We start from the raw sequence: 23,588 nt of genomic DNA on the forward strand, positions 1-23,588 counted from the left end.
GATGCTCTGATCATCCAACACGGCGTTGGCGGGGAGGACGCGGTCTTGCCCGATCAAGAGGGCGGTTTCGAACTGATCAGTTTCAAACGGGAGGAAATCAAATGCTGACACGGCTAAGAGTGGTTCTATACGGCCTGCTGGTCGCGCTGACGGTCATTCCGGCGGCGGCGCAGGCCAAGACGTTCTACTGGATTTCACATGGCGGCCCGGCCGATCCGGTCTGGACATACTTCCTTGCCGGCGCCAAGCAATGGGCCAAGGACACCGGCAATACCGTCAACACCTCGTTCCACAATGGCGACGTCGCCTCGCAGCAGGAGGCGGTGCGGGCCGCGATCTCGGCCAAGGCCGACGGCATCACCACCACCAGCCCCGATCCGGGCAGCCTTGTCGAGATCGTCAAGGAAGCCCGCGCGGCCAACATTCCGATCATCAATTTCAACACGCCCGATCCCAAGGCCAATTTCAACGCCTATGTCGGCGGCGACAATGTCACCTTCGGCAAGCACTGGGCGCAGTATCTGGTCGACAAGGGCCTGGTGAAGAAGGGCGACTTCGTCTGGATGCCTGTCGAGATTCCCGGCGCCACCTACGGCGTGCAGGAAGAGGAAGGCATCAAGAGCGTGTTCGAGCCGCTCGGCATCACCTATGAGGTGACCGAGGCGACGCTCGACCAGGCCGAGGTGATCAACCGCATGGTCGACTATCTCACCGCCAACAAGGCCAAGGTGAAGGCGATCATCGGCCTTGGCGACCTCGTCACCGGCTCGATCAAACGCGTGTTCGACCAAGTCGGCGTCAAGCCCGGCGAAATCCCCGTCGTCGGCTGGGGCAACTCGCTCGACACCACCCAGGAAGTGCTGAACGGCTACGTCAATGCCGGCCAGTGGCAGGATCCGCAGGCGACCAGCTATGTCGCGCTGTCGCTCGCCAACATGGCCGCCAGCGGCATTCCCCCGGGCTTCAACGTCATCACCGGCGCGCTCTATGAGAAAGATACCGCCGAGATCTACGACAAAATCCTGTCCGGCAAATAGCCCCTGATCTCCAGCGCCGCGCGTCCACCGGGCGTGCGGCGTCCCGCCCTTTCGCCTGGTATCGAGCCGTTTGATGCGGCCCGATGGTCCGGCCCATTCCAACCAGTCGCGGGTTACACGTGGAAAATCGTTCGCTTGTCCAAGGCCTGATCGCGCGGCCGGAATTCGGCCCCTTCGTGCTGCTCGTCGTCGAGATCGCCGTCTTCTGGGGTTTCAACCACGACTTCCTGTCACCCCAGAACATCTCCAACACGTTGGCCTTCACGGTCGAGCTCGGGCTGATCGCGCTGGCGATGACGTTGCTGATGACGTCGGGCGAATTCGACCTTTCCGTCGGCTCGCTGTTCGGCTTCTCGCCGGTGCTGATGTGGACGCTGTTCAACAGCGGCCTCACCTCGCTGGAGATGGGCTTCGTTGTCGCGCTGCTGGTCGCCGCCTTCATCGGCCTGGTCAATGGCTGGTTCGTCACGCAGCTCAAGATCCCGTCCTTTCTGGTCACGCTCGGCATGCTCCTGGTGGTGCGCGGCACCGCGCTGTTCGTCACCGACGGCTTTCCGCAGCGCACCTGGAGCGCCGAGGGCAGTTGGCTGGCGGAGGCGCTGGTCGGCGATTTCTTCATCGGCCCGTTCCGCATCTACATGTCGCTGTTCTGGTTCATCGCCGCGGCCATCGCGCTGGGCTATGTGCTGACGCAAAGCCGCACCGGCAACTGGATCCAGGCCGCCGGCGGCAACCCGAACGCTGCGAGGGCGCGCGGCGTCAATGTCAGCCGCGTCAAGATCGGCCTGTTCGTGCTGTCCTCGGTCATGGCCTCGCTTGCAGGCGTCATCTCCTCGCTGCGCACCTCGGCGGCCAACCCCAACAGCGGCACCGGCTACGAACTCGAGGTCATCGCCATGGTGGTGATCGGCGGCACGGCGCTGACGGGCGGGCGCGGCACCATCATCGGCACCGTGCTCGGCATCCTGATCCTGCGCGTCATGCGCAACGGCATCGTGCTGATCGGCGTGCCCGGCCTTGCCTACAACATCTTCATCGGCGCGATCATCCTTGGCATGATGGCGCTTCATTCATGGCTGGAACGCCGGCATCAGGCAGGGACGTGAACCATGGCCGAGCCACTGATCCGCATGCAGAACATCCGCAAGTCCTACGGGCGCGTGCAGGCGCTGGTGGACGCCAATTTCCATGTCAACGAGCGCGAGATCGTCGGCCTGCTCGGCGACAATGGCGCCGGCAAGTCGACGCTGATCAAAGTGCTGTCGGGCGCGGTGCCGCTGACCAGCGGCGACATCTTCATCCGCGGCAAGAAGGTGAACCTGCGCAACACCAGCGACGCCATCGCCAACGGCATAGAGACCATCTACCAGGATTCGGCGCTGGTCACCCAACTGTCGATCGCCCGCAATTTGTTCCTCGGGCGCGAGCCGATCAAGCCGCCGCGCTTCCTCAACCGCATGGACCAGGAGGCGATGAACACGGTCGCCCGCGACCTGCTCAAGCAGGTCGGCATTTCCAAGAACATTCCGCCGACGACGCCGATCGGCTCGCTCTCCGGCGGCGAGCGCCAGGCCGTGGCGATCGCGCGCGCCATGCATTTCGACAGCGATCTCATCATCCTCGACGAACCGACCAACAATCTTGGCGTCGCCGAAACCCAGGGCGTGCTGAGCTTCGTGCGCAGCGCGCGCGATTCCGGCCATTCCTGCATCTTCATCGCGCACAACATCCACCATGTCTTCCAGGTGGTGGACCGCATCGTCGTCATGCGGCGCGGCAAGGTGGTGGCCGGCGACATCGACCCCAAGACGACCAGCGTGGCGGAGGTTGAACGCGTCATCACCGGCATGTCGGACAAGGAGATCCGCGACGCCATCGCCGATGGCAAGGGGTCGCATTGAGGACGAGCGCAACATCCCTGGCGAAACAGCAGAATGGGCATCCGGGCGATGGGCGCGATCGGCGCCGCTCAAATCGCCCGTCTGGCGTGCCATCGCATCGGCAATAGGGTTGCGGCATGAAAGCCACCGTCTCTGACATCGCCAGGAACTGCGAACTGTCGACGGCGACGGTCGACAGGGTGCTCAACAACCGGAAGGGGGTCAGCGCGGCCAACCGGCAGCGCGTCATGGAGGCCGCCAAGCAACTCGGCTATCTGCCGGTCGCCGACCAGGTAACGCTCCCCTCGCGGCCGGCCAATCTGGAATTCTTCCTGCCGATCGGCAGCAACGCCTTCATGCAGGATCTGGCCAGGCATATCGAGGATTATGCCTCGCGCCTGCCGCTCGTTGCCTCGTGCCGGATCCACAACCTCGCCGGAATCTCGCCGAACGCCTTGCAGACCGCCGTCGAAAACCTGTCGCTGAAAGCCAACGGTGTCGGCGTCATCGCCGTCGATCATCCCAGGACGCGCAACATCCTGCGCGACATCGTCGAGGCCGGCATTCGCCTGGTGACGCTGGTGTCCGATATTCCGGCCGCACCACGCTCGGCCTATGTCGGCATAGACAACCGGGTGGCGGGACGGACTGCCGCACTCCTGATGGGACGCTTCCTCGGCGACCGCGAGGGCCAACTGGCGATGGTGGTCGGCTCGCGCTCCTATCGCGGCCATGAGGAACGCGAGATGGGTTTCCGCTCCGTGCTCGGCGAGGAGTTCCCCAACCTGAGCGTCAGCAGCGCCGTCGAGATCAACGACGAGACCGATGCCAGCTACGCCGAAACCATGAAGGCGCTGCGCAACGAGCCGGAACTGCTCGGCATCTATTGCATTGGAGCCGGACGCTCCGGCATTGCCAAAGCCATCCGGGAGGCCAGGCCCAACCGCAAACCGGTATTCATCTGTCACGACCTGACGAGGGAAACGCGCGGCTATCTCGTCGACGATCTAGCCGACGTCGTCATCGACCAGAATGCCAGGCTGATCGCCGAGCAATCGGTCATCCGCCTGCTTGGCTCGATCGCATCATCGGCGCCCTACCTGACGCGGAAATTCATCGAGCCGCGGCTGATCTTCCGGGAAAACGTCCCGGTGCAGTGACGCGGCCCGCGAGGTCTTCCGGTCACTGTGTTCGCGAGCGATACGGCGAATCTGCACAGCTGCTATGCACGATTCACGATTGCCGAATCATTGGGCAACCCATAGCTTCTGGTTGTCGGCCATCTACTCCTCCCAGATGCGATGCCGACGCTGAGTGGGGTGCACCTCCTCCGCACCACATTCGAAATCGAGCCCGCTGCCACCTCCTCCCGGCAGCGGGCTTTTTTATTGCATGCCGGACATTTCCGGGAACGGCAGGGAATCCACGCAACATCAAAGCCACGGCAAACCGGAAGCGCACGCGCTGTCCGGCGCCAATGAGCCTTGCCGATGGATCAGCCCGCGGCGGCTCCGCCCCTGAAGGACTGGATCAACCCTTCCGCCATGCGCACCAATTGCGCGCTGGGACCTTCGGTGCCAACGGTCTGCACGCTCACGCGCGCGCCTTCGCACAGCAGCGAAAGCGTATCGGCCAGAAGTTCGGCCTGGCCGATGCCGGCGCCCCGGCAGAGCGCCACCAGGCGCTCGCGCTGGGCTTCCTTGAGTTCCTTGATCACGCGCCTGGCCGGATGGTCGGGTTCAGTCAGCTCAACCGCGGCGTTGGCCATGTCGCAGCCCCGGCAATCGGCCGTAAGCATCTCGGCCGCCTTGCGAACCCAGGCATGCAGTTGCGCGAGCTTGTCGCCCGGGTGCTCGGCTTCGAATGCGTCCCACATCGCGCCGGCCTTTGATGCGGTGGCGCGCAGGCATTCGATGATCAGATCGTCCTTGGATTCGAAATGACGGTAGAGCGTCATCTTGTTCGTGCCGGCAGCCTCGGTGATGGCGTCGACGCCGACGCCCTTGATGCCGTGCTTGTGGAACATGTCGCGCGCCGTCTCCAGGATCCGATCCCGGGGACGAGGACGCTCCACGACGCCGTCTGTCATCATTGATCTCCTTTCGTTTCCAAAAATCCCTCGGCCACCTCTTGACTAGGGTGTTACCGGTCTGTAACTTCCAGAATGTTACTTACTGGTAACACCTATGGCGTCCGCCGTCAATAACAAGACCGTGATCTGGTCCGGCCAGATCGGGGCGGGCGAAAAATTGCATTTCATGCGGCTCCGGCCGGTGAAGAGATGAAAAACGGTTCGCGAGCATGGGCTGCGAATCGACAGACAAGGAGCCGGCCAATGCCACAGCGCCGCGATCTTACCATAGATGAAGCCGTCCGGGATCCGATGATCCGGCTGGTCATGAAAGCCGACGGGGTCGATCCGCGCGCTTTCGAAACAATGCTGCGCACGCTTGCCGGTTCGCAGCGCGGCGAGGTGCCGTTGCTCCGTTCGTCGGAAGAGTTCGGACGCGGCCAGAGGCTGTCCAGGGTTGCCACTGCGTTCGGCAGGGCAAGAGCAGCCGGAGAGGCGTGCGTGTCGTGGTAAACTTCTTCATTCACCGCCCGATCTTCGCCTCGGCGATCGCCATCATCATGGTGCTCGCCGGGACGATTTGTTATTTCCTGCTGCCCGTCTCGCAGTTTCCCGACATCACACCGCCGCAGGTCGTGGTCAGCGCCCACTATCCGGGAGCCAGCGCGCAGGTGGTCGCCGACACTGTGACGACGCCGCTGGAGCAGCAGATCAACGGCGTGCAAGGCATGACCTACATGTCGTCGACCAGCTCCAATGACGGTTCCTCGACGATCACCATCACCTTCGATGTCGGCTATTCCCTGAGCACCGCCGCCGTCGACGTCCAGAACCGCGTCTCGCAGGCTGCCTCGTCGCTGCCGGCGATCGTCAATCAGGGCGGCGTGACTATCAAGAAGCAGAATCCGAACTTTGTCCTCATCGTCAACCTCACCTCGCCCGACGGCTCCGTCGACCCGGTGGCGCTGTCGAACCTTGCCTATCTGCAAGTGGTCGACCCGCTGAAGCGGCTGCCCGGTGTCGGTGACGTGCAGATCTTCGGCGAGCGGCGCTATTCGATGCGCGTCTGGCTCGATCCGGACAAGCTCGCCAATCTCGGCATCACCGCCGTCGACGTCCAGAACGCCATTGCCGAGCAGAACGTCCAGGTGGCCGCCGGCAAGATCGGCCAGTCTCCGGCGCCTGCCGGCACCGCTTTCGAGATGCAGGTCAATGCCGTCGGCCGGTTGAGCGATCCCAAGGAGTTCGGCGACATCGTGGTGCGCGCCAACACCACCACCGGCTCGCTGGTGCGGCTGCGCGACGTCGCCCGCATCGAGCTCGGCGCCCTGCAATATTCGTCGTCGGCCTTTTTCGGCAAGGACCCGACCGTGGTGCTCGCCGTCTACCAGATGCCCGGCTCCAACGCGCTCGATCTGCAGCAGCGCGTCAAGGACAAGATGCAGGAGCTGTCCGCCCGCTTCCCCAAGGGCGTCAGCTATGCCATGCACTACGACACGACGCGCTTCGTCTCGGCCTCCATGCATGACGTGCTGATCACGCTCGGCGAGGCTCTGGTCCTCGTCGTCGCCGTGGTTTTCATCTTCCTGCAAAGCTGGCGCACCACAATCATTCCGACGATCGCCATCCCGGTGTCGCTGGTAGCGACGCTCGTCGTCATGGAGATGATGGGCTTCTCGCTCAACATGCTCTCCCTGCTCGGCATGGTGCTGGCGATCGGCCTTGTCGTCGACGACGCCATCGTGGTGGTCGAGAATGTCGAACGACAGCTCGAGGCCGGGCTGAAACCGTTGGCGGCTACCAAGGCCGCCATGGCCGAAGTCACCGGTCCGATCATCGCCACGACAGCGGTGCTGATGGCCGTCTTCGTGCCGGTCGCCTTCATCCCCGGCGTTTCGGGACGCCTCTACAACCAGTTCGCGCTGACGGTGGCGATCTCGGTCGGCATTTCCGCCTTCAATTCGCTGACCCTGAGCCCGGCGCTGAGCGCCGCCTTCCTGCGCCATCGCCAAGGCACGCAATTCGTGCTGTTCCGCTGGTTCAATACGGGCTTTGACAGGCTGTCGCATGCCTATGCCAATGGCGTGCGTATCCTCATCCGTTTGCGCTGGATCATGCTCGGCCTGTTCGCGGCCGGGCTGGTCGCCACCTATTTCGTCTGGGCAAAGCTTCCCTCGACCTTCCTTCCGGTCGAGGACCAGGGCTATTTCTTCGTCGTCATCCAATTGCCCGACGGCGCTTCGCTGGAACGCACCGACGATGTGGCGCAGAAGGCGCGCGACATCCTGCAGGCGACGCCCGGCGTCGACATCGTCGGCTCGATCAGCGGCCTGAACTTCCTGACCAGCGCGGCGCAGTCGAATTCCGCGGTCGAATTCGCCATCCTCAAGCCGTGGGAGGAGCGCGGTCCCGACCAGAGCGCCTCCAAGCTCGTCGCCGACGTGCGCGGCAAGCTGATGCAGATCCCGGAGGCGTTCGCGCTCTCCTTCGATCCGCCCTCGATCCCGGGTATCGGCACCACGGGCGGCTTCGAATTCGTCGTCGAGGACCTTACCGGCCGCGGCAGCACCGCGCTCAACGACGCGACGCAAGCCGTGATCGCCGAGGCGCGCAAGCAGCCGGAAATCAACCCCCAGCAGCTTTTCTCGCCATTCTCGACCTCGACGCCGCAGTTCAACTACGACCTCGACCGCGCCAAGGCGAAGCTGCTCGGGCTCAACCTGCCTGACGTCTTCAACACGCTGCAGATCTATCTCGGCTCGCTCTACGTCAACGACTTCAACCTGTTCGGCCGCACCTTCCGGGTGACCATCCAGGCCGACAAGGATGCACGCGCGGGTGCGGCCGACATTTCGCGGCTCTATGTGCGCAATGCCTCCGGCGGCATGGTGCCGCTCAGCACGCTGGGCAAGCTGGTGCCGTTCGTCGGCCCGGAAACGGTGCCGCACTACAACAACAACGCCTCGGCCTCGATCAATGGCGGCGCCGCGCCCGACTATTCGTCGGGCCAGGCGGTCGCCGCCATGGAACGGGCCGCCGCCACGGCTCTACCAAGGGATTTCGGCTTCGAATGGACCGGCATCACCTTCCAGGAGCTCAAGGCGGGATCGATTGCGTCGGTCGTCTTCGGCCTCGCCATCGTCTTCGTCTTCCTGATCCTGGCGGCGCAATATGAGAGCTGGGCGATGCCGTTCATGGTGCTGCTGGCAGTGCCGCTCGCCTTGTTCGGCGCGTTCGTGGTGCTGTGGGTGCGCGGCATGCAGATCGACGTCTACTCGCAGATCGGCTTCGTCATGCTGATCGGCCTGGCGGCGAAGAACGCCATCCTGATCGTCGAGTTCGCCCGGCGACGGCGCGAAGAAGGGCTCAGCATCGTCGAAGCGGCGATGGAAGCGGCACGGCTGAGGCTGCGGCCGATCCTGATGACGGCCTTCGCCTTCATCCTGGGCGTGCTGCCGCTGATGTTCGCGACCGGCGCCGGTGCTGCCAGCCGTCAATCGATCGGCACCACCGTCTTCGGCGGCATGGTGGCGGCGACCATCCTGTCGCTGGTGTTCGTGCCGGTCTTCTATGCGGTCATCGAACAGCTGCGCGAACGGCGCGGCGGCGACGAGCCCGCTTCCCTGCATTCCGAACCAACTGCCGAACCCGCCTTGCCGCCCATGGCGCAAGCGGCCGAATAAGATTGGAGACTGAACATGCGTAAATGGAAAATCGCTTTGGGCGCCGCTGTCGCGCTGGGCGCAATCTCGGTGGCGAGCGTTCACCTGCTCGATATGGGCAGCCTCAGCCTCAATGCCGGCACGGCCGGAGCGGCAACGCCCGCTCCCGCGGCATTCGTCATGCCGGTGCCGGTGACCAGCGTGGTGAAGAAAACGATCCCGATCTATCTCGACTATGCCGCCCGCACCGAACCGATCCGCAGCGTCACGCTGCAGGCCAGAGTGCCGGGCTACCTGGAAGAGCAGGCCGCCGAAGACGGCGCCGACGTCAAGAAGGGCGACCTCCTCTACAGGATCGCGCCGCAGGACTTCCAGGCGGCGCTCGACCAGGCGAAGGCGCAGGTGCAGCGTGATACAGCGACGCTCGACTATGCCCGCTCCAATCTCGGCCGCGGCACCGAGCTCGCCAAGAGCGGCTATTTGGCCAAGGACAGCTTCGACCAGCGCACCAGCACCTTGCGCGAGGCGCAGGCGTCGCTGGCGCTCAACCAGGCGGCGGTCCGCTCGGCCGAGCTCAATTTGAGCTATTCGGAGATTCGCGCTCCCTTCGCAGGCCGCATCGGCCGTAACCAGGCCTCGATCGGCACGCTGGTCAGCGTCGCCGGCACGGTGCTCAACACGCTGGTGCAGCTCGACCCGATCTATGTAACCTTCAATCCGAGCGAGAGCGATCTGGCGCAGATCGAGGAAGCTCGTGCCGCCGGCCCGATCGAGGTCGAGGTGCTGCTCCCGGGCGAGACCGAAGCCCATCAGAAGGGCGAACTCACCTTCATCGACAACACGATCGACCATTCGACCGGCACCATCACCGCGCGCGCCACCATCGGCAACGCCAAGTTCGCGCTGCTGCCTGGCCAATATGTTCGCGTCCGGCTGCACGTCAAACAGCAGCCCGATGCGCTGATGGTGCCGCAGGTCGCACTGGGTTCGAGCCAGCTCGGCAAATATCTTTACGTCGTCGGCAAGGGCAACACCGTCGACCAGCGGCTGGTTTCGACCGGGCCGACCAGCGGCGACCTGGTCGCCATCCTGAGCGGAGTCACGGAAGGCGACCAGGTGATAACAGGCAATCTGCAGAAGATCGGCCCTGGAATGCCGATTTCGCCACTGCCACAGAAACCGGCCACCTGACTCCCCCGCAGGCCCGGTTTCAGCGCGGCGCCCCGGCCTTCCCACAGGTCGCGGGCGCCGCTTTTGCGAGCAGCTCAGCCCGGCCAGTACCGGCGATGTGAAAAAACCGCAAAAGTCCTTGTTAGATTGTCGACAATCTGCTTGTCTTGCCCTTGTTTCGTCGGGAGTGGCCGGGATGGCAAAGGCGGATTTCAGTCCAATCGCGGATACGACCCGACGCGCGGAGATCGTGGCGCTGCTGCGACGGGCAATCCTGACCGGCCGGTTGGAGCCGGGCCAGAAGCTCAACGAGCTGCGGATTTCCGAGCAGATGCGCGTCAGCCGCGCGCCTTTGCGCGAAGCGATGCGCGAGCTGGTGCAGGAAGGCATCCTGACCAGCATCCCCTATGCCGGCACCTTCGTCATCAATGTCACCGCCAAGGACATCGACGATGTCTACTCGCTCAACAAGGTGCTCGACGAATTCGCCATCGAGCGGACATGGGAGCTGCGCGATCGGCGCTTTTTCGATGAGCTCGACCGGCGCCATGAGGCGGTGAAGCAGGCGACGCGCGACCGCGACACCACAAGGCAGATCGAAACCGCGCTGCAACTGCATGGCCTGATTCACGAATGGGCCGACAATTCCGTTCTTTTGGAAACATGGCAACGGCTGACCAGCCGGTTGCAGATGTATTTTGCCCTGCACCAGCAGGCACGCAACGAAGCGGTGCCTGCCGAGAACGTTCACGAGACTTACGTGCGGCTGCTCAAGGGCGACGACATGCGCGCTGCCCAGCGCCACGCCCGCGAGCATATAGACCACGACTTCGAAGAGCTTCTTGCCTACGCGCGCGCTCTCGAACGTCGCCCGTCGAAAGGCGCTTGATACTTCCCCAGCGGACAACGGACATCAACGTGCAGATCGCAACCATCAAAGCCTACCATGTCGTGCAGCCCTTCGTGGACGGCCCCTACCGCATGTCCAAGGGGCGCGTCGCCGACGCCTTCGACGCGGTGATCGTCGCCATCACCTCGAACGATGGCATCACCGGTTGGGGCGAGATGGCGCCGCTCGGCAATTTCTATTCGGCCGCCTTCCCGGCGGGCGCCCGTGCCGGCGTTATGGAGATCGCCCCGCACCTCATCGGCCACGACCCGCGTGGCCTCGCCGGCATCGGCCGGCTGATGGACATCGTGTTCAAAGGGCATCCCTACATCAAGTCGGCGCTCGACATGGCCTGCTGGGATCTCGCCGCGCGCGCCGCCGACGTGCCGCTGGTGACGATGCTGGGCGGCAAGGAGAGCGATACGGCCGAGCTTTACAAGGTCGTCACCCATGGCAGCGTCGATGCCATGGCCGCACTTGCGAAGCGCATCGTCCAGGACGGCTTCCACCGGCTGCAGGTCAAGGTCGGCGGCAACGTTCGCGACGACATCGAACGCGTCACGGCGGTCGCCGCCTCAGTGCCGAAAGACACTGTCATCTTCTGCGATGCCAATGCCGGCTGGACGCACTACCAGGCGCGCCAGTTCGCTGATGCGACGCGCTCGATCGATTACACATTCGAGCAACCCTGCACGACGATCGAGGAAAACATGTCGGTGCGCCGCATGCTCGACAAGCCGATGGTGCTCGACGAATCCGTCACCTCGCTGGAGGACATGCTGGAAATTCATCGCCGGGGCGCGGCCGACGGGCTGACGCTGAAGATCTCGCGGCTCGGCGGCGTCGGCAGGACCCGGCTGATCCGCGATGTCGCCGTCGACCTCGGCTTCATGATCACCGTCGAGGATACCGGCGGCGCCGAGATCGACACGGCGGCTATGGCGCATCTGTCGCTGTCGACGCCGCAGGAGCGCCGCCTGCACGCCATCGCCTTCCACGAATGGGTGACGGTGCGCACGGCGTCGAACAAGCCGCCGGTCACCGGCAGCCGCATGGGCGTTCCGGATGGTCCGGGCCTCGGCATCGACGTCGTCCCGGATCTGCTCGGCAAGCCCTTCTTCGAGGTCGGCCGGTGAAAATCCGCGGCATCAACGCGACGCCGATCAACCTCAGGCTCGAGGCGCCTTATGCCTGGGTGTTCGGTGAACTCGACGGCTTCTCGCCGACCATTGTCGAAGTGGAGACCGAAGATGGCCTGATCGGCCTCGGCGAAGCACCGATGCCGGCAGCAGCCGCGATCATCAACGACATCCTGGCACCCCGGCTCGTGGGCCGCGACGCCTTCGACATCGCCGGCGCCGAGCATGTCTGCCTGCCCTACTGGACCGGCGTGCAGTCGATCAACGACCGCACCCGCATCATGGCCTTCGGCGCGATCGAGATGGCGCTCTGGGACCTGCGCGGCAAGGCGTGGAACCAGCCGCTCTACCAATTGCTCGGCGGCGCCGTGCGCAAGGAGATCCCGTTCACCGATTACTTTTCGCTACGCGGCAACGGGCCAAGCGTGAAAGGCGAGACGACAGCGGAGGAAGTCGCCGACTACTGCGTCGAGCTTCATGAGACCCACGGAACGACCTTCTTCGAAGGGAAGTTCTCGACGCAGGATCCAAAAATCTCGCTGAAGATGATCGAATTGATCCGCAGGAAGCTCGGCGACGATGCAATGATCCGCATCGATTCCAACCAGGCCTATTCGCTCAGCACCGCCCGGCGACTGACGCGGCCGCTGGAAGAGCTTAGCGTGCGCAATTGGGAGGATCCAGTGGCGACGATCGAGGAGATGCGCGAACTCAGGCGCCATTGCTCGATCCCGTTCTCGACCCACAACATCGACATCGCCCGCGCCATGGACCTCAAGGTGCCCGACGCCTTCGTCGGCAATCCAACCGCGCATGGCGGCATCGGCCGCATGCTGCGCTTCGTCGGCGCCTGCGAGCACGCCGGCATCGATTTCTGGTGCTACAGCGGCGACAGCGGCATCGGCAGCGCCGCTTACCTGCATCTGTGCGCGGCACTCGGCTGGATACGGGAACCGAACCAGTCGCTGTTTCGCATGCAACCGACCGACATCACCGAGGAAGGACCGTTTTGCCCGAGGAACAATGTCGTGCCTGTGCCGGAGGAGCCCGGTCTCGGCATCACATTGTCGCGAGAACGGCTCGCTGCCTGCCATCGCGATTTCGTCGAGAACGGGCCCTGCAACAAATATCATGATCGGGCAAAGCCCGGAACTTACCGTCGTTTGCCGCTGAACTAGATGAGGGCGGCCGGCCAAAACAGAAGAAGCCAGCCACCGCGATCCCGATCGGAAAGGGTGGCCACGGACCAGAGGAAGCAGTGCAGCCCAGAAACCGGCACGTCCACGCCAAGGACTGGATGGACCGGACAAAACCGCGTGCTACAGTCCCGGTCTACAGGCCTCTGGCGACCGGAAACGGTGTAGTCGCGAATTTTCGTCAACCATAAGAAACAGGGGAAAGGGTCAAACCCATGAGCAAGAATTATCGCATTCTCGACCTCATCCGGCGCAACCGCTCGCCGCTCGAAAATCACCTCATCGACGGTCTCGTCGACGGCCGTGTCAGCCGCCGCGACTTCATCCGCCATGGCAGCCTGCTCGGCCTGTCGCTGCCGCTGCTGGGCGGCATCACCACGGCCGCGGGCCTCGGCGCCATGCCGTCGCTCGTCCGGGCGCAAGGCGCGCCAGGCGCCACAATCCGCGTTGCAAGCAGCGTGCCGGCGGCGACGATCGATCCTGTCACCATCGCCGATGCCGGCGGCCTGCTGATCATGCAGCAAGTCGCGGAGTTCCTCTGCGTCGACGGCCCCGATCTCGTGCTCAAGCCGGCGCTGGCTGAAAGCTGGAAGCCGAACGACAACGGCTCGGTGTGGACTTTCAAGCTGCGCAAGGGCGTGAAGTTCCATAGCGGCGGCGAGATGAAGGCCGACGACGTGGTGGCCAGCATCGACCGGATTGCCGACCCGGCCAACTCGTCCAACGCACTGTCGGTGTTCACCGGCATCCTGTCGAAGGGCGCCAGCAAGAAGGTCGACGACTACACGGTGGAATTCCACCTCGACGCCCCGAACGGCAATTTTCCCTACATGGTGTCGTCCGATAATTACAACGCCGTGATCGTGCCGGCGAGCTACAAGGGCGACTACGAAAAGAGCTTCGACGGCACCGGGCCCTTCAAGATCGACAAATACACGCCAAAGGTCGGCGCGTCCTTCGTCCGCAACGAAGGCTACTGGGGCGAGAAGGCGCTGCCGGAACGCACCGAATTCACCTTCTTTGCCGACATGCAGCCAATGATCCTGGCGCTGCAGGGCGGGCAGGTCGACATCATCAACCAGATGCCTGTCCTGTCTGGCGTGGCGCTGCTCAACGATCCCAACATCGACATCATCAGCCTGAAATCGTCGGCGCACCAGCAACTGCACCTGCGCTGCGACGACGGGCCGATGAAGGATGCGCGCGTGCGCCGCGCCATCGCGCTCAGCCTGGACCGCGACAAGCTGGTCGCGGGCCTGATGAAGGGGCGCGCCGTGGCCGGCAACGACAGCCCGTTCGCCCCGGTTTATCCCTCGACCGATGCGAGCGTGCCGCAGCGCAAGCAGGACATCGCGCAGGCCAAGCAGCTCATGGAGGCGGCGGGCGCGGGCAAGGGCTTCAAGATGACGCTGACCACCGAGCGCTATCTCGAAATCCCCGAATACGCCCAGCTCATCCAGAACTGGGTCAAGGAAATCGGCATCGAGCTCGAGCTCAACATCCTCGACCAGAGCGCCTATTACGGCGACGCCGTGTTCGGCAAATCGAACTGGCTGGACTCGGAAATGGGCATCACCGACTACGGCCACCGCGGCGTGCCGAACGTCTATCTTGCCGCCCCGCTGAAGAGCGAAGGCACATGGAACGCGGCGCACTTCAAGAACAAGGACTACGACGCGCTGGCGACCAGCTATATCGCGGCCCTCGATCTCGAAGCGCAGAAGGCGACGGCAGGCAAGATCCAGAAACTTCTGCTCGAGGAGACGCCGGTCATCTTCGGCTATTTCTACGACTATCTGACGGCGACGGCGAAGGGCGTGGCCGGCGTGCAGCCGACCGCGATGTCGCAGCTGTTCCTCGAAAAGGCGTCGAAGGCCTGAGCGGAAGGGAAAGCCAATCCTATAACAGCCAGCTTCCTGACGGGAGCTGGCTACTCAGGGAGTGTTAGCCATTCTCTCGTTCCTTGTCCGGCGCGTCTCGCTTTCGCTCGTCACGCTGTTCCTGCTCAGCATCATGGTCTTCCTGGGCGGGCAGGTGCTGCCCGGCAATGTCGGGCGCGCCATATTGGGGCCGTTCGCCGACCAGCGCGCCGTCGATGCGCTCAACCATTCGCTCGGCGTCGACCGGCCACTGCTTGCCCAGTACTGGAGCTGGATTTCAAACTTCGTCCAGGGCGACATGGGCACGTCCTACATCTTCCGCTCGCCAGTCGCCCCCTTCGTCATCGATGCGCTGGGGAATTCGATGAAGCTGGCGGCGGTCGCCTTCGTGCTGGTGGTGCCGATCGGCATCCTTGGCGGCGTCGTCGCGGCCCTCAACCTCAACCGGCCGCTCGACCGCATCATCAGCCTTGGCGGCTTGTCGGTGACGGTGCTGCCGGAGTTCGTCACCGGCATCATCCTGATCCTGATCTTCGGCGTCTGGCTGCGCTGGCTGCCGATCTCGGCGGCATGGCCGCGCGATGCCGGTTTCTTCACGCAGCTTTACTACCTGATCCTGCCGGCGCTGCCGCTGTTCCTGGTGCTGTTCGGCTATATCGCGCGCATGGCGCGCTCGGGCATGATCGAGGCGCTCGATTCCGACTATACGCGAACCGCTGTGCTCAAGGGCCTGCCCTGGCGCACGGTGATCTGGCGCCATGTGCTGCGCAATGCGCTGCTGCCGACCATCACCGTCATTGCCACCCAGACCGGCTATCTCATCGGCGGGCTGGTGGTGATCGAGACGCTGTTCCGCTACCAGGGTATCGGCTCGCTGATCTTCACCGCTGCGCGCGGCAAGGATTTCCCGATGCTGGAATCGGGCATCCTGACCATTGGCATCGTGTATGCCGTGGCCACCCTTGTGGCCGACTTCCTCTATTCCGTGCTCAATCCACGCATCCGGCTGGGGTCAGAACAATGAGCGCCGTCCAGACCAGTCCCGCCAGACAGGACGACACCCGCCAGCGCAGCCCCCTGGCGGAGGTTTTGTCCTCGCTGCTTCGCTCCGGCACCTTCCTCGTCGGCATCACCATTGTGCTGTTCTGGGTCGCCTGTGCGCTGTTCGGCGAACATTTCGCGCCCTACGATCCGCTCGCCGACGACATCATCAACGCGCTGGCGCCGCCTTCGGCCGAACACTGGTTCGGCACCGACCAGATCGGCCGCGACGTCTTCTCGCGCGTCATCGTCGGCTCGCGCGACATCCTGACCGTGGCGCCGCTGGCGACATTGCTGGCGACGGTGGCCGGCACGGCGCTCGGGCTGCTCACCGGTTACTTCCGCGGTATCGTCGACGATGTCGTCAGCCGCATCCTGGAAGCCTTCATGGCAATCCCGGTGGTGATCGTGGCGCTGCTCGCCATCGTGGCGCTCGGCACGTCCAAGACCACCGTCATCGTGGTCATCGGCCTGAGCTTCGCGCCGATCATCGCGCGCACCGTGCGCTCGGCGGTGCTGGCTGAGCGCGAGCTCGACTATGTCGCCGCGGCCCAGCTCAGGCATGAGAGTGCGCTGCATACGATGTTCGTCGAGATCCTGCCCAACGTCATTCCGCCGATCCTGGTTGAAACGACCGTGCGGCTTGGTTATGCCATTTTCGCGGTTGCCACGCTTTCCTTCATGGGCTTCGGCATCCAGCCGCCGTCGCCGGACTGGGGGCTCTCGATTTCCAGCAATTACGGCATGATCGGCGGCGGCTTCTGGTGGACCGTGCTGTTCGACGCGCTCGCCATCGCCTCGCTGGTGATCGGCGTCAACCTGGCGGCCGACGGCGTGCATGGAGCCTTCAATGACTGAACCCTCCAAGACCCGGAAGGCGCAGGCCCAGAACGCACTCGACCTCAACGACCTGTCGGTCGCTTATCGTGTTTCCGGCCGAAACCGGGCGGTGCTGCGCAATCTCAGTCTCACCATCGGCCAAGGCGAGGCCTATGGGCTGGTCGGCGAATCCGGCTGCGGCAAATCCACGGTCGCCCTTTCCGTCGTGCGCTACCTGCCGCGAAACGGTTCCATATCAGGCGGCGCGATCTCGCTCGACGGACAGGACGTCATGAAGCTCGATGCCGAGGCGCTCAGAAAGATGCGAGCCGAAAGCGTCTCAATGGTCTATCAGGACCCCGGCAAGGCGCTGAACCCGTCGATCCGCATCGGTCGCCAGCTGACCGAGATCTTCGAGCTTGGGGGCAAAACGGGGCAGGCAGCCGAGGATCGCGCAATCGCCATGCTGAACCGGGTGCGGATCTCCGATCCGGTCAGCGTCATGCAACGCTATCCGCACCAGCTTTCCGGCGGCATGCAGCAGCGCGTGGCGATCGCCATGGCGCTGGCCAACGATCCTTCGATGCTGATCCTGGACGAGCCGACGACCGGCCTCGACGCGACCGTCGAAGCCGAGGTGCTCGACCTGATCGCGCAGCTGCGGCAAGAATTGTCGGCCTCGATCCTGTTCATCAGCCACAATCTCGCCGTCGTCTCCAACATGTGCGATCGCGTCGGCGTGCTCTATGCCGGCATGCTGGTCGAGGAAGGGCCGACGGAGGCCGTCTTCAACGATCCGCGCCATCCCTATACGGTAGCGCTGCTGCGCTGCCTGCCGCGCGGCGGCCAGCGCAAGGACCAGGGCCGCCTCGACACCATCCCGGGCTTTTTGCCCGGCATCGGGGCCGACATCAAGGGCTGCCCCTTCACCGACCGCTGCGCTCTCGCTACCGACCGCTGCCGCAACGAGTTGCCGCCGCTCTACGAACTGGGCGGCCGGCTGTCGCGCTGCCACTATCACGAGAAGGCGCAATCCCTGCCGCGCGCGACGCCCGGCGACGCGCCCGCCGCGCCGAAAGCCGCAGCCGCGCCGGTATTGCGGGTCGCCGGGCTGAACAAGACCTTTGCCAGCCATGGCCATTCGCTGCGCGCGGTGAAGGACGTGTCGCTCGATCTCAGGCCGGGCGAAACGCTCGGGCTGGTCGGCGAGTCCGGCAGCGGCAAGACCACTTTCGCCAGGCTGCTGCTCGGCCTCGTGCCGCCCGACGACGGCGGCAGCATCGAGCTCGAGGGCAAGGCGCTGGCGCCGCGGCTGGGGGACCGCAGCGACGACCAGGTCAAGGCGATGCAGATCGTCTTCCAGAACCCGGACTCCGCACTCAACCGCTCGCATTCGATAAGGCATCTGATCGGCCGCGCGCTGAAGCGGCTGGCCGGCTTGAGCGGCAAGGCGCTCGAGGCGCGCCTCGACGACCTCGTCCGCTCGGTGCGGCTGACCGACCGGCATCTGGCCGTGAAGCCGCGCCAGCTGTCGGGCGGGCTGAAACAACGCGTTGCCATAGCGCGCGCCTTCGCCGGCGATCCACGCATCGTCGTGTGCGACGAGCCGACCTCCGCGCTCGACGTGTCGGTGCAAGCCGCGATTCTCAACCTGCTCGCCGATCTGCAAGCGAAGGAAGACGTCAGCTACATCTTCATCTCGCATGACCTTGGCGTGGTGCGCTACCTCTCAGACAAGATCGCCGTGCTCTATCTCGGCCGCATCATGGAACTCGGCCCGTCGGAAGACGTCTTCTCCGGCCCGCATCATCCCTACACCGAAGCGCTGCTGTCGGCCGTGCCCAGGCTCGACCAGACCGAGACGGCGCGCATCCGTCTCGACGGCGAAATCCCCAGCGCCGCCAATCCGCCGCCGGGCTGTGTCTTCCACACGCGCTGCCCACGCAAGATCGGCCCGATCTGCGAACAGCAGGAACCGCCGCTGGCCGAGGCGCGCCCCGGGCACTCGATCCGCTGCCATATTCCCTACGCGGAACTCGCCAGGCTGCAGAGGCCGGCAGCGGTCGATACCGAGCCGGCGTAGCCGAACATACGGCCCCTGCCCTTCACGGATGGCCGGCCATGCTGAAGGACCGGTCGCCTTCGGCAAAGCCCTGCTCGCCGGCCCAATCCCTCGTCAGCGCCCGCAATCCCGCCAAGGCCACGTCGAGCACATCCGACGACGCCGGATTGCTGGGATAGGCAAGATAGATCGGCCGCTGGAACACGGGCGTGTTCGCGACGCGTTTCATTTCGCCGCGCTCGATATGGCCGCTGACGGCGCTGAGCGGCAGATAGGCGGCGGCTTGCTGCGACAGCACGTGCTGCAAACCGATGAAGACCAGGCCGGCCGAAATGGCCGGCTTGACCATGCCGGCAAACGCCCGATCATGCTCGATGCGGAATTCGAGCCCCCAGTCCATCAGTATGTAGTTCTCGGTCCATGGCTTCGTCTGCGCGGCATGCTGGACAAGCACGACCTGATCGACGGCCAGCGTTTCGTAAACGATTCCGGGATGCGGCCGCGGCAGATAGAGGATGCAGATGTCGAGCAGGCCTTCGGCCAGTTGGTCGATCGCCAGATCGGGAAAACTGCCCTCGAGCCGTAACGCAACGTTCGGCCGCTCGGCGCGCATCCATTCGACCCATGGCGAAGTGATGCGCTCCCACAGATAGGCGGGCGCGGTCAGCCGGAGCAGTGTTTCATAGCCATCGGGAACGGCGATGTCCTGCCTCGATTGCTCCCAGGTGCGGGTGATGGCGGACGCATGCGGCAGGAACTGGCGGCCGGCCGGCGTCAGCGTGATGCCATCGCGGTCGCGGATGAAAAGCCGTCGCCCCAACTGCTCCTCCAGCACTCTTATCCGCGCACTGACGGTGGACTGGGCAAGGTTCAGCCGATTGGCCGCGACGGTGAAGCTGCCATGCTCGGCAATCTCCAGGAAACTGCGCAGGTTTTCGGTGTCCATGCCTTGGCTCTCCGCATCGAAAATTCCGATGGCCCCTATCAAAAAATATCGCTTTCCGCTCGCGGTCAACGATGAACTAGATGGCCTGCCCCAAGACAAGCGAGGATTGCAGCCATGCCGAAGCATTTCGAGAGGATCGACATCGCCCGCCGGAATCTCACTGCAATCGAAAATTCCGCTGTCGACGAATTGCTGGCCGGCCGGCTCGACCGGCGCGATTTCCTGCGCCATGGCAGCGTTCTCGGCCTTTCGCTGCCGTTCTTGGGCAGCCTTGTCGCCGCCGCCGGTCTCGGCACGCAAGAAGCCCGCGCCGAAGGCAAAGCGGGCGGCACGGTGCGCGCCGGCGTGGCGACGCCAGGCGGGGCCATCGATCCCGTCACCTACTACGACAGCGGCAGCTACCAGCTGGTTTTCCAGACCGCCGAATTCCTCTGCGTCACACAGCCGGACCTCACGCTGAAGCCGGTGCTGGCGGAAAGCTGGTCGCCGAACGAGGACGGCAGCGTCTGGACGTTCAAGCTGCGCAAGGGCGTGAAATTCCACAATGGCGAGGACTTCAAGGCCGACGACGTCGTCGCGACCTTCGACCGGCTGGCCGACCCGGACGGGGCCTCGAACGCGCTTTCGGTGTTCAAGGGCCTGCTGTCGAAGGGCGGCACCCGCAAGGTCGACGACCACACCGTCGCCTTCCATCTCGACGTGCCGAACGGCAGCTTTCCCTATTCGGTGTCGATCGACAACTACAATGCCGTCATCCTGCCGGCGAGCTACAAGGGCGACTACGAAAAGACCTTTGAAGGCACCGGCCCGTTCCGGCTGGAGAGCTACACGCCGAAAGTCGGCGCTACCTTCATCCGCAACCCCGATTATTGGGGCGAGAAGGCGTTGCCCGACCGGCTCGAGTTCAAATTCTACGGCGATGTCCAGCCGCGCATCCTGGCGCTGCAGGCCGGCGAAGTGGACATTCTCGACGCCGTTCCGCTCGATGTCAGCCAAGTGGTGCTGAACAGCCCCGACATCACCGTGCTGCGCGTCGCCTCGACCGCGCACCGCCAGCTCCACATGCGCTGCGACATGGCGCCTTTCACCGACAAGCGCGTGCGCCAGGCGCTGGCGCTGTGCATCGACCGTTCCAAGCTGGTGGATGGGCTGTGCCGCGGGATGGCGGCGACCGGCAATGACAGCCCGTTTGCGGCGGCCTTCCCCGCGACCGACAGAACGGTGCCGCAGCGCGCCCAGGACATCGCCAAGGCCAAGCAGCTTATGGAAGCCGTGGGCCTCAGCAGCGGCTTCGACATCACGCTGACGACGCTGCGCTACTCCGACATTCCCGGCTACGCGCAGCTGTTCCAGAACTTCGCCAAGGAGATCGGCGCGCGCGTCTCGCTCAACATCGAGGACCAGGACAAATATTACGGCAAGGCGGTGTTCGGTCAATCGGACTGGCTGGACAGCCCGCTCGGCATCACCGACTACGCCCATCGCAGCGTGCCGAACGTCTTCCTGAAAAGCCCGCTGGTCAGCGACGGCCCGTGGAATGCGGCGCATTTCAAGAGCGCCGCCTATGACGGCATGGTCAATTCCTATCTCAAGGCGCTCGACATCGGCGCGCAGCGGGCGGCGGCGTCAGACATCCAGAAGCTGCTGCTCGACGAGACGCCTGTCATCTTCAGCTATTTCCCCGACCTCCTGGTGCCGGTGCGCAAGAATGTCAGCGGGCTGCCGCCGATCGCCGCCGGCCTGCTGCTCGACCGGGTGTCGCTGGGATAGAGGCTGGATGGACAATTTCTGCTTTCGGGCGGCGAGGCTATCCGCCAGCGGGGCTGCGAAGGGCGATGGGGGGCCATCGTTCGAGCCGCTCGACTCAGGAGAAGCCCGCCGCCCGGAAACCCACTCCGAGACGACTCAATCCAGGTCCATCTCGCTTTGCGCCAGCACTCTATGACAAAAGAAAAGAAACGGGAGACTACCATTCGCAAGCCTCATTTGCGCGGCCGCGGGCCGCATTTTCCCTTGCTCGACACGATCGTGCAGTATGAGTTCGAGCCCGGCTACGTCGCCTTCACCATGCCGATGCAGAAGCGGCTGCGCGTGCAAGTGGGATCGATGATCGTCGCCGACACGACCAGGGCGCTGGTGTTCTACGAATCCGATCACCTGCCGGTCTACTATTTCCCGATGAGCGACGTGCGCGAGGAATTCCTGCTGCCGAGCAGGACGACGACGGAAGATCCGTTCAAGGGCCTGGCCACGCACTACTCGCTCAACACCGGCATCACGCTGGTCGAGGATGCCGCCTGGCGCTATCTCGACCCGGTCAAGGGCTGCCCACCGATCGCGGACTACATGTCCTTCTACTGGCCCAAGATGACGCATTGGTATGAGGAGGACGAGGAGATCTTCGTCCACGCCCGCGACCCGTTCCGGCGGGTCGACTGCCTGCCGTCCTCACGGCGGGTGCAGGTCATCCTGGACGGCGAGCAGGTCGCCGATTCACGGCGCGGCGTGTTCCTGTTCGAGACCGGCCATCCGGTACGCCATTATCTGCCGATCTCCGACACGCGGCTCGATATGTTCGCGCCCAGCCGCTACATCTCGCGCTGCCCCTACAAGGGCATCTCCAACTACTATCACGTGACGACGGGCAAGAAGCGCCACGAGAACCTCGTCTGGTACTATCCCGAGCCGGTGCATGAGGCGGAGCGCATCAAGGGCCTGGTCTGCTTCCATCACGAACTGGTCGACAAGATCCTGGTCGACGGCGTCGAGATCCCGAAAGAAGCCACGGCCGCCTCCGACGGCTATTTCTAGCCGTGTCGCAATGCCCGCGCTGAAGGCTTGATCGGAACGCGGGACAGCGCATACCCTCCCTGAAGCAGGGAGGGTTATCGATGGATCTTTTCAAGCTGGACGGCGATGTCGCGCTGGTTACCGGTGCCGGCAGCGGCATCGGCCAGGCAATCGCGATCGGATTGGCGCAGGCCGGCGCCGACGTCGCCTGTTTCGGCCATGCATCGAAGGGCGGGCTGGAGGAGACCGCACAGCGTATCACCGCGCTTGGGCGCAAGGCGCTGGTGCTGACGGGCACGGTGACGTCCGAGAGCGATCTCGCGGCGGCGACCGACCGCGTCGAGAGCGAACTCGGCGCCCTGACGATTGCCGTCAACAATGCCGGCATCGCCGGATCGGAGCCGGCCGAGACAATGGCCCTGGAGACGTGGCGGAAGGTGCACGAGGTCAATGTCGCCGGCGTGTTCCTTTCCTGCCAGGCCGAAGCGCGCAAGATGCTGGCGCGGCGCAAGGGCTCGATCGTCAACATCGCCTCGATGTCGGGCACCATCGTCAATCGCGGGCTGACGCAGGCGCATTACAATTCCTCGAAGGCCGCCGTCATCCACATGTCGAAGAGCCTCGCCATGGAGTGGGCCGACCGCGGCCTGCGCGTCAACGTGGTCAGCCCGGGCTACACGCTGACGCCGATGAACAAGAGGCCCGAGGTGGCGGAGGAGATCAAGATCTTCAAGCGCGACACGCCGATGGGGCGCATGGCGACGCCCGAGGAAATGGTCGGGCCGACCGTGTTCCTGGCCAGCCGCGCGTCGAGCTTCGTCACCGGCCTCGACCTGATCGTCGATGGCGGCTACGTCTGCTGGTAAGGTGGCTCGGCAGGTGGGTTGGGTGCGACCTCGCCTGCGGTCCGAATTATGCATCCAGCAAGCCTTAGTCATTGCGCGCGATAAGTGTTGGTATATATAATTTCATCTCATGAAACGGTTCTGGCGATGGGGCTTGCCGG

19 protein-coding genes are annotated in these 23,588 nt (G+C 64.3%); 17 read left to right on the forward strand and 2 right to left on the reverse strand.

Annotation, left to right across the window (positions count from 1 at the left end; all coding sequences use genetic code 11):
- Positions 1-101 precede the first annotated feature (101 nt).
- From FJ953_RS06240 to FJ953_RS06255, 4 genes are all read left to right on the forward strand, one after another.
- Entirely contained in the window at positions 102-1,037 is a 936-nt protein-coding gene (locus FJ953_RS06240) for a substrate-binding domain-containing protein (protein ID WP_140497931.1), read from the forward strand.
- Between the two features lie 119 nt (positions 1,038-1,156).
- The gene (locus FJ953_RS06245; RefSeq protein ID WP_140558252.1) at positions 1,157-2,143 is read left to right on the forward strand and encodes an ABC transporter permease; all 987 of its coding nucleotides are present in this window, start codon (positions 1,157-1,159) and stop codon (positions 2,141-2,143) included.
- Positions 2,144-2,146: 3 nt separating this feature from the next.
- Positions 2,147-2,938: an ATP-binding cassette domain-containing protein gene (locus tag FJ953_RS06250; RefSeq protein ID WP_140497927.1), complete on the forward strand. Its 792-nt coding sequence runs from the start codon at positions 2,147-2,149 to the stop codon at positions 2,936-2,938.
- Positions 2,939-3,054: 116 nt separating this feature from the next.
- Entirely contained in the window at positions 3,055-4,077 is a 1,023-nt protein-coding gene (locus tag FJ953_RS06255; protein WP_140623572.1) for a LacI family DNA-binding transcriptional regulator, read from the forward strand.
- Between the two features lie 335 nt (positions 4,078-4,412).
- On the opposite strand, the gene FJ953_RS06265 is transcribed toward FJ953_RS06255, so the two are convergent.
- Positions 4,413-5,006: a TetR/AcrR family transcriptional regulator gene (locus tag FJ953_RS06265; protein ID WP_140497923.1), complete on the reverse strand. Its 594-nt coding sequence runs from the start codon at positions 5,004-5,006 to the stop codon at positions 4,413-4,415.
- Between the two features lie 246 nt (positions 5,007-5,252).
- Between FJ953_RS06265 and FJ953_RS06270 the strand changes: the two genes are divergently transcribed.
- From FJ953_RS06270 to FJ953_RS06315, 10 genes are all read left to right on the forward strand, one after another.
- Positions 5,253-5,501 (forward strand): hypothetical protein, encoded by a 249-nt coding sequence (locus FJ953_RS06270; RefSeq protein ID WP_140497921.1) that lies wholly within the window; start codon positions 5,253-5,255, stop codon positions 5,499-5,501.
- Complete coding sequence (locus tag FJ953_RS06275) at positions 5,495-8,671, forward strand: multidrug efflux RND transporter permease subunit (RefSeq protein WP_140624018.1); 3,177 nt, start codon at positions 5,495-5,497, stop codon at positions 8,669-8,671. The genes FJ953_RS06270 and FJ953_RS06275 overlap by 7 nt, the downstream gene beginning before the upstream one ends.
- A gap of 15 nt (positions 8,672-8,686) precedes the next feature.
- Positions 8,687-9,841 (forward strand): efflux RND transporter periplasmic adaptor subunit, encoded by a 1,155-nt coding sequence (locus tag FJ953_RS06280; RefSeq protein WP_140559343.1) that lies wholly within the window; start codon positions 8,687-8,689, stop codon positions 9,839-9,841.
- Positions 9,842-10,016: 175 nt separating this feature from the next.
- Positions 10,017-10,709, forward strand: a complete 693-nt coding sequence (locus tag FJ953_RS06285; RefSeq protein ID WP_140623574.1) for a GntR family transcriptional regulator — start codon at positions 10,017-10,019, stop codon at positions 10,707-10,709.
- A gap of 29 nt (positions 10,710-10,738) precedes the next feature.
- On the forward strand, positions 10,739-11,845 hold the full coding sequence (locus FJ953_RS06290; protein WP_140623576.1) for a mandelate racemase/muconate lactonizing enzyme family protein: 1,107 nt from the start codon (positions 10,739-10,741) through the stop codon (positions 11,843-11,845).
- Entirely contained in the window at positions 11,842-13,026 is a 1,185-nt protein-coding gene (locus FJ953_RS06295; RefSeq protein WP_140623578.1) for a mandelate racemase/muconate lactonizing enzyme family protein, read from the forward strand. The genes FJ953_RS06290 and FJ953_RS06295 overlap by 4 nt, the downstream gene beginning before the upstream one ends.
- Before the next feature lie 233 nt (positions 13,027-13,259).
- Positions 13,260-14,924 (forward strand): ABC transporter substrate-binding protein, encoded by a 1,665-nt coding sequence (locus FJ953_RS06300; protein WP_140514726.1) that lies wholly within the window; start codon positions 13,260-13,262, stop codon positions 14,922-14,924.
- Positions 14,925-14,994: 70 nt separating this feature from the next.
- Positions 14,995-15,948, forward strand: coding sequence for an ABC transporter permease (locus FJ953_RS06305; RefSeq protein WP_140498118.1), 954 nt, complete (start codon positions 14,995-14,997; stop codon positions 15,946-15,948).
- A complete protein-coding gene (locus FJ953_RS06310; protein WP_140497909.1) occupies positions 15,945-16,823 on the forward strand; it encodes an ABC transporter permease in 879 nt (292 codons plus the stop codon). Before FJ953_RS06305 ends, FJ953_RS06310 begins: the two co-directional genes overlap by 4 nt.
- Positions 16,816-18,867 (forward strand): ABC transporter ATP-binding protein, encoded by a 2,052-nt coding sequence (locus FJ953_RS06315; protein ID WP_140514724.1) that lies wholly within the window; start codon positions 16,816-16,818, stop codon positions 18,865-18,867. The genes FJ953_RS06310 and FJ953_RS06315 overlap by 8 nt, the downstream gene beginning before the upstream one ends.
- A gap of 22 nt (positions 18,868-18,889) precedes the next feature.
- Here FJ953_RS06315 and FJ953_RS06320 read toward each other — a convergent pair whose 3' ends face one another.
- Complete coding sequence (locus FJ953_RS06320) at positions 18,890-19,792, reverse strand: LysR family transcriptional regulator (protein ID WP_140497905.1); 903 nt, start codon at positions 19,790-19,792, stop codon at positions 18,890-18,892.
- A gap of 114 nt (positions 19,793-19,906) precedes the next feature.
- Here FJ953_RS06320 and FJ953_RS06325 point away from each other — a divergent pair, with 114 nt between their 5' ends.
- From FJ953_RS06325 to FJ953_RS06335, 3 genes are all read left to right on the forward strand, one after another.
- Complete coding sequence (locus FJ953_RS06325; RefSeq protein ID WP_140564296.1) at positions 19,907-21,562, forward strand: ABC transporter substrate-binding protein; 1,656 nt, start codon at positions 19,907-19,909, stop codon at positions 21,560-21,562.
- Positions 21,563-21,733: 171 nt separating this feature from the next.
- On the forward strand, positions 21,734-22,603 hold the full coding sequence (locus FJ953_RS06330; protein ID WP_140497901.1) for a DUF427 domain-containing protein: 870 nt from the start codon (positions 21,734-21,736) through the stop codon (positions 22,601-22,603).
- Positions 22,604-22,683: 80 nt separating this feature from the next.
- Positions 22,684-23,448: an SDR family oxidoreductase gene (locus FJ953_RS06335; protein ID WP_140497899.1), complete on the forward strand. Its 765-nt coding sequence runs from the start codon at positions 22,684-22,686 to the stop codon at positions 23,446-23,448.
- The last annotated feature ends 140 nt before the right edge of the window (positions 23,449-23,588 follow it).

The sequence above is a fragment of the Mesorhizobium sp. B2-3-6 genome (assembly GCF_006442305.1).
Classification (GTDB): Bacteria; Pseudomonadota; Alphaproteobacteria; order Rhizobiales; family Rhizobiaceae; genus Mesorhizobium.

Excerpts from the sequence above, each read along its gene's own strand:
- FJ953_RS06240 (WP_140497931.1), top strand. The coding sequence starts at position 102 with ATGCTGACACGGCTAAGAGTGGTTCTATACGGCCTGCTGGTCGCGCTG.
- FJ953_RS06250 (WP_140497927.1), top strand. The coding sequence starts at position 2,147 with ATGGCCGAGCCACTGATCCGCATGCAGAACATCCGCAAGTCCTACGGG.
- FJ953_RS06255 (WP_140623572.1), top strand. The coding sequence starts at position 3,055 with ATGAAAGCCACCGTCTCTGACATCGCCAGGAACTGCGAACTGTCGACG.
- FJ953_RS06265 (WP_140497923.1), bottom strand. The coding sequence starts at position 5,006 with ATGACAGACGGCGTCGTGGAGCGTCCTCGTCCCCGGGATCGGATCCTG.
- FJ953_RS06270 (WP_140497921.1), top strand. The coding sequence starts at position 5,253 with ATGCCACAGCGCCGCGATCTTACCATAGATGAAGCCGTCCGGGATCCG.
- FJ953_RS06280 (WP_140559343.1), top strand. The coding sequence starts at position 8,687 with ATGCGTAAATGGAAAATCGCTTTGGGCGCCGCTGTCGCGCTGGGCGCA.
- FJ953_RS06285 (WP_140623574.1), top strand. The coding sequence starts at position 10,017 with ATGGCAAAGGCGGATTTCAGTCCAATCGCGGATACGACCCGACGCGCG.
- FJ953_RS06300 (WP_140514726.1), top strand. The coding sequence starts at position 13,260 with ATGAGCAAGAATTATCGCATTCTCGACCTCATCCGGCGCAACCGCTCG.
- FJ953_RS06310 (WP_140497909.1), top strand. The coding sequence starts at position 15,945 with ATGAGCGCCGTCCAGACCAGTCCCGCCAGACAGGACGACACCCGCCAG.
- FJ953_RS06315 (WP_140514724.1), top strand. The coding sequence starts at position 16,816 with ATGACTGAACCCTCCAAGACCCGGAAGGCGCAGGCCCAGAACGCACTC.
- FJ953_RS06320 (WP_140497905.1), bottom strand. The coding sequence starts at position 19,792 with ATGGACACCGAAAACCTGCGCAGTTTCCTGGAGATTGCCGAGCATGGC.
- FJ953_RS06325 (WP_140564296.1), top strand. The coding sequence starts at position 19,907 with ATGCCGAAGCATTTCGAGAGGATCGACATCGCCCGCCGGAATCTCACT.
- FJ953_RS06330 (WP_140497901.1), top strand. The coding sequence starts at position 21,734 with ATGACAAAAGAAAAGAAACGGGAGACTACCATTCGCAAGCCTCATTTG.
- FJ953_RS06335 (WP_140497899.1), top strand. The coding sequence starts at position 22,684 with ATGGATCTTTTCAAGCTGGACGGCGATGTCGCGCTGGTTACCGGTGCC.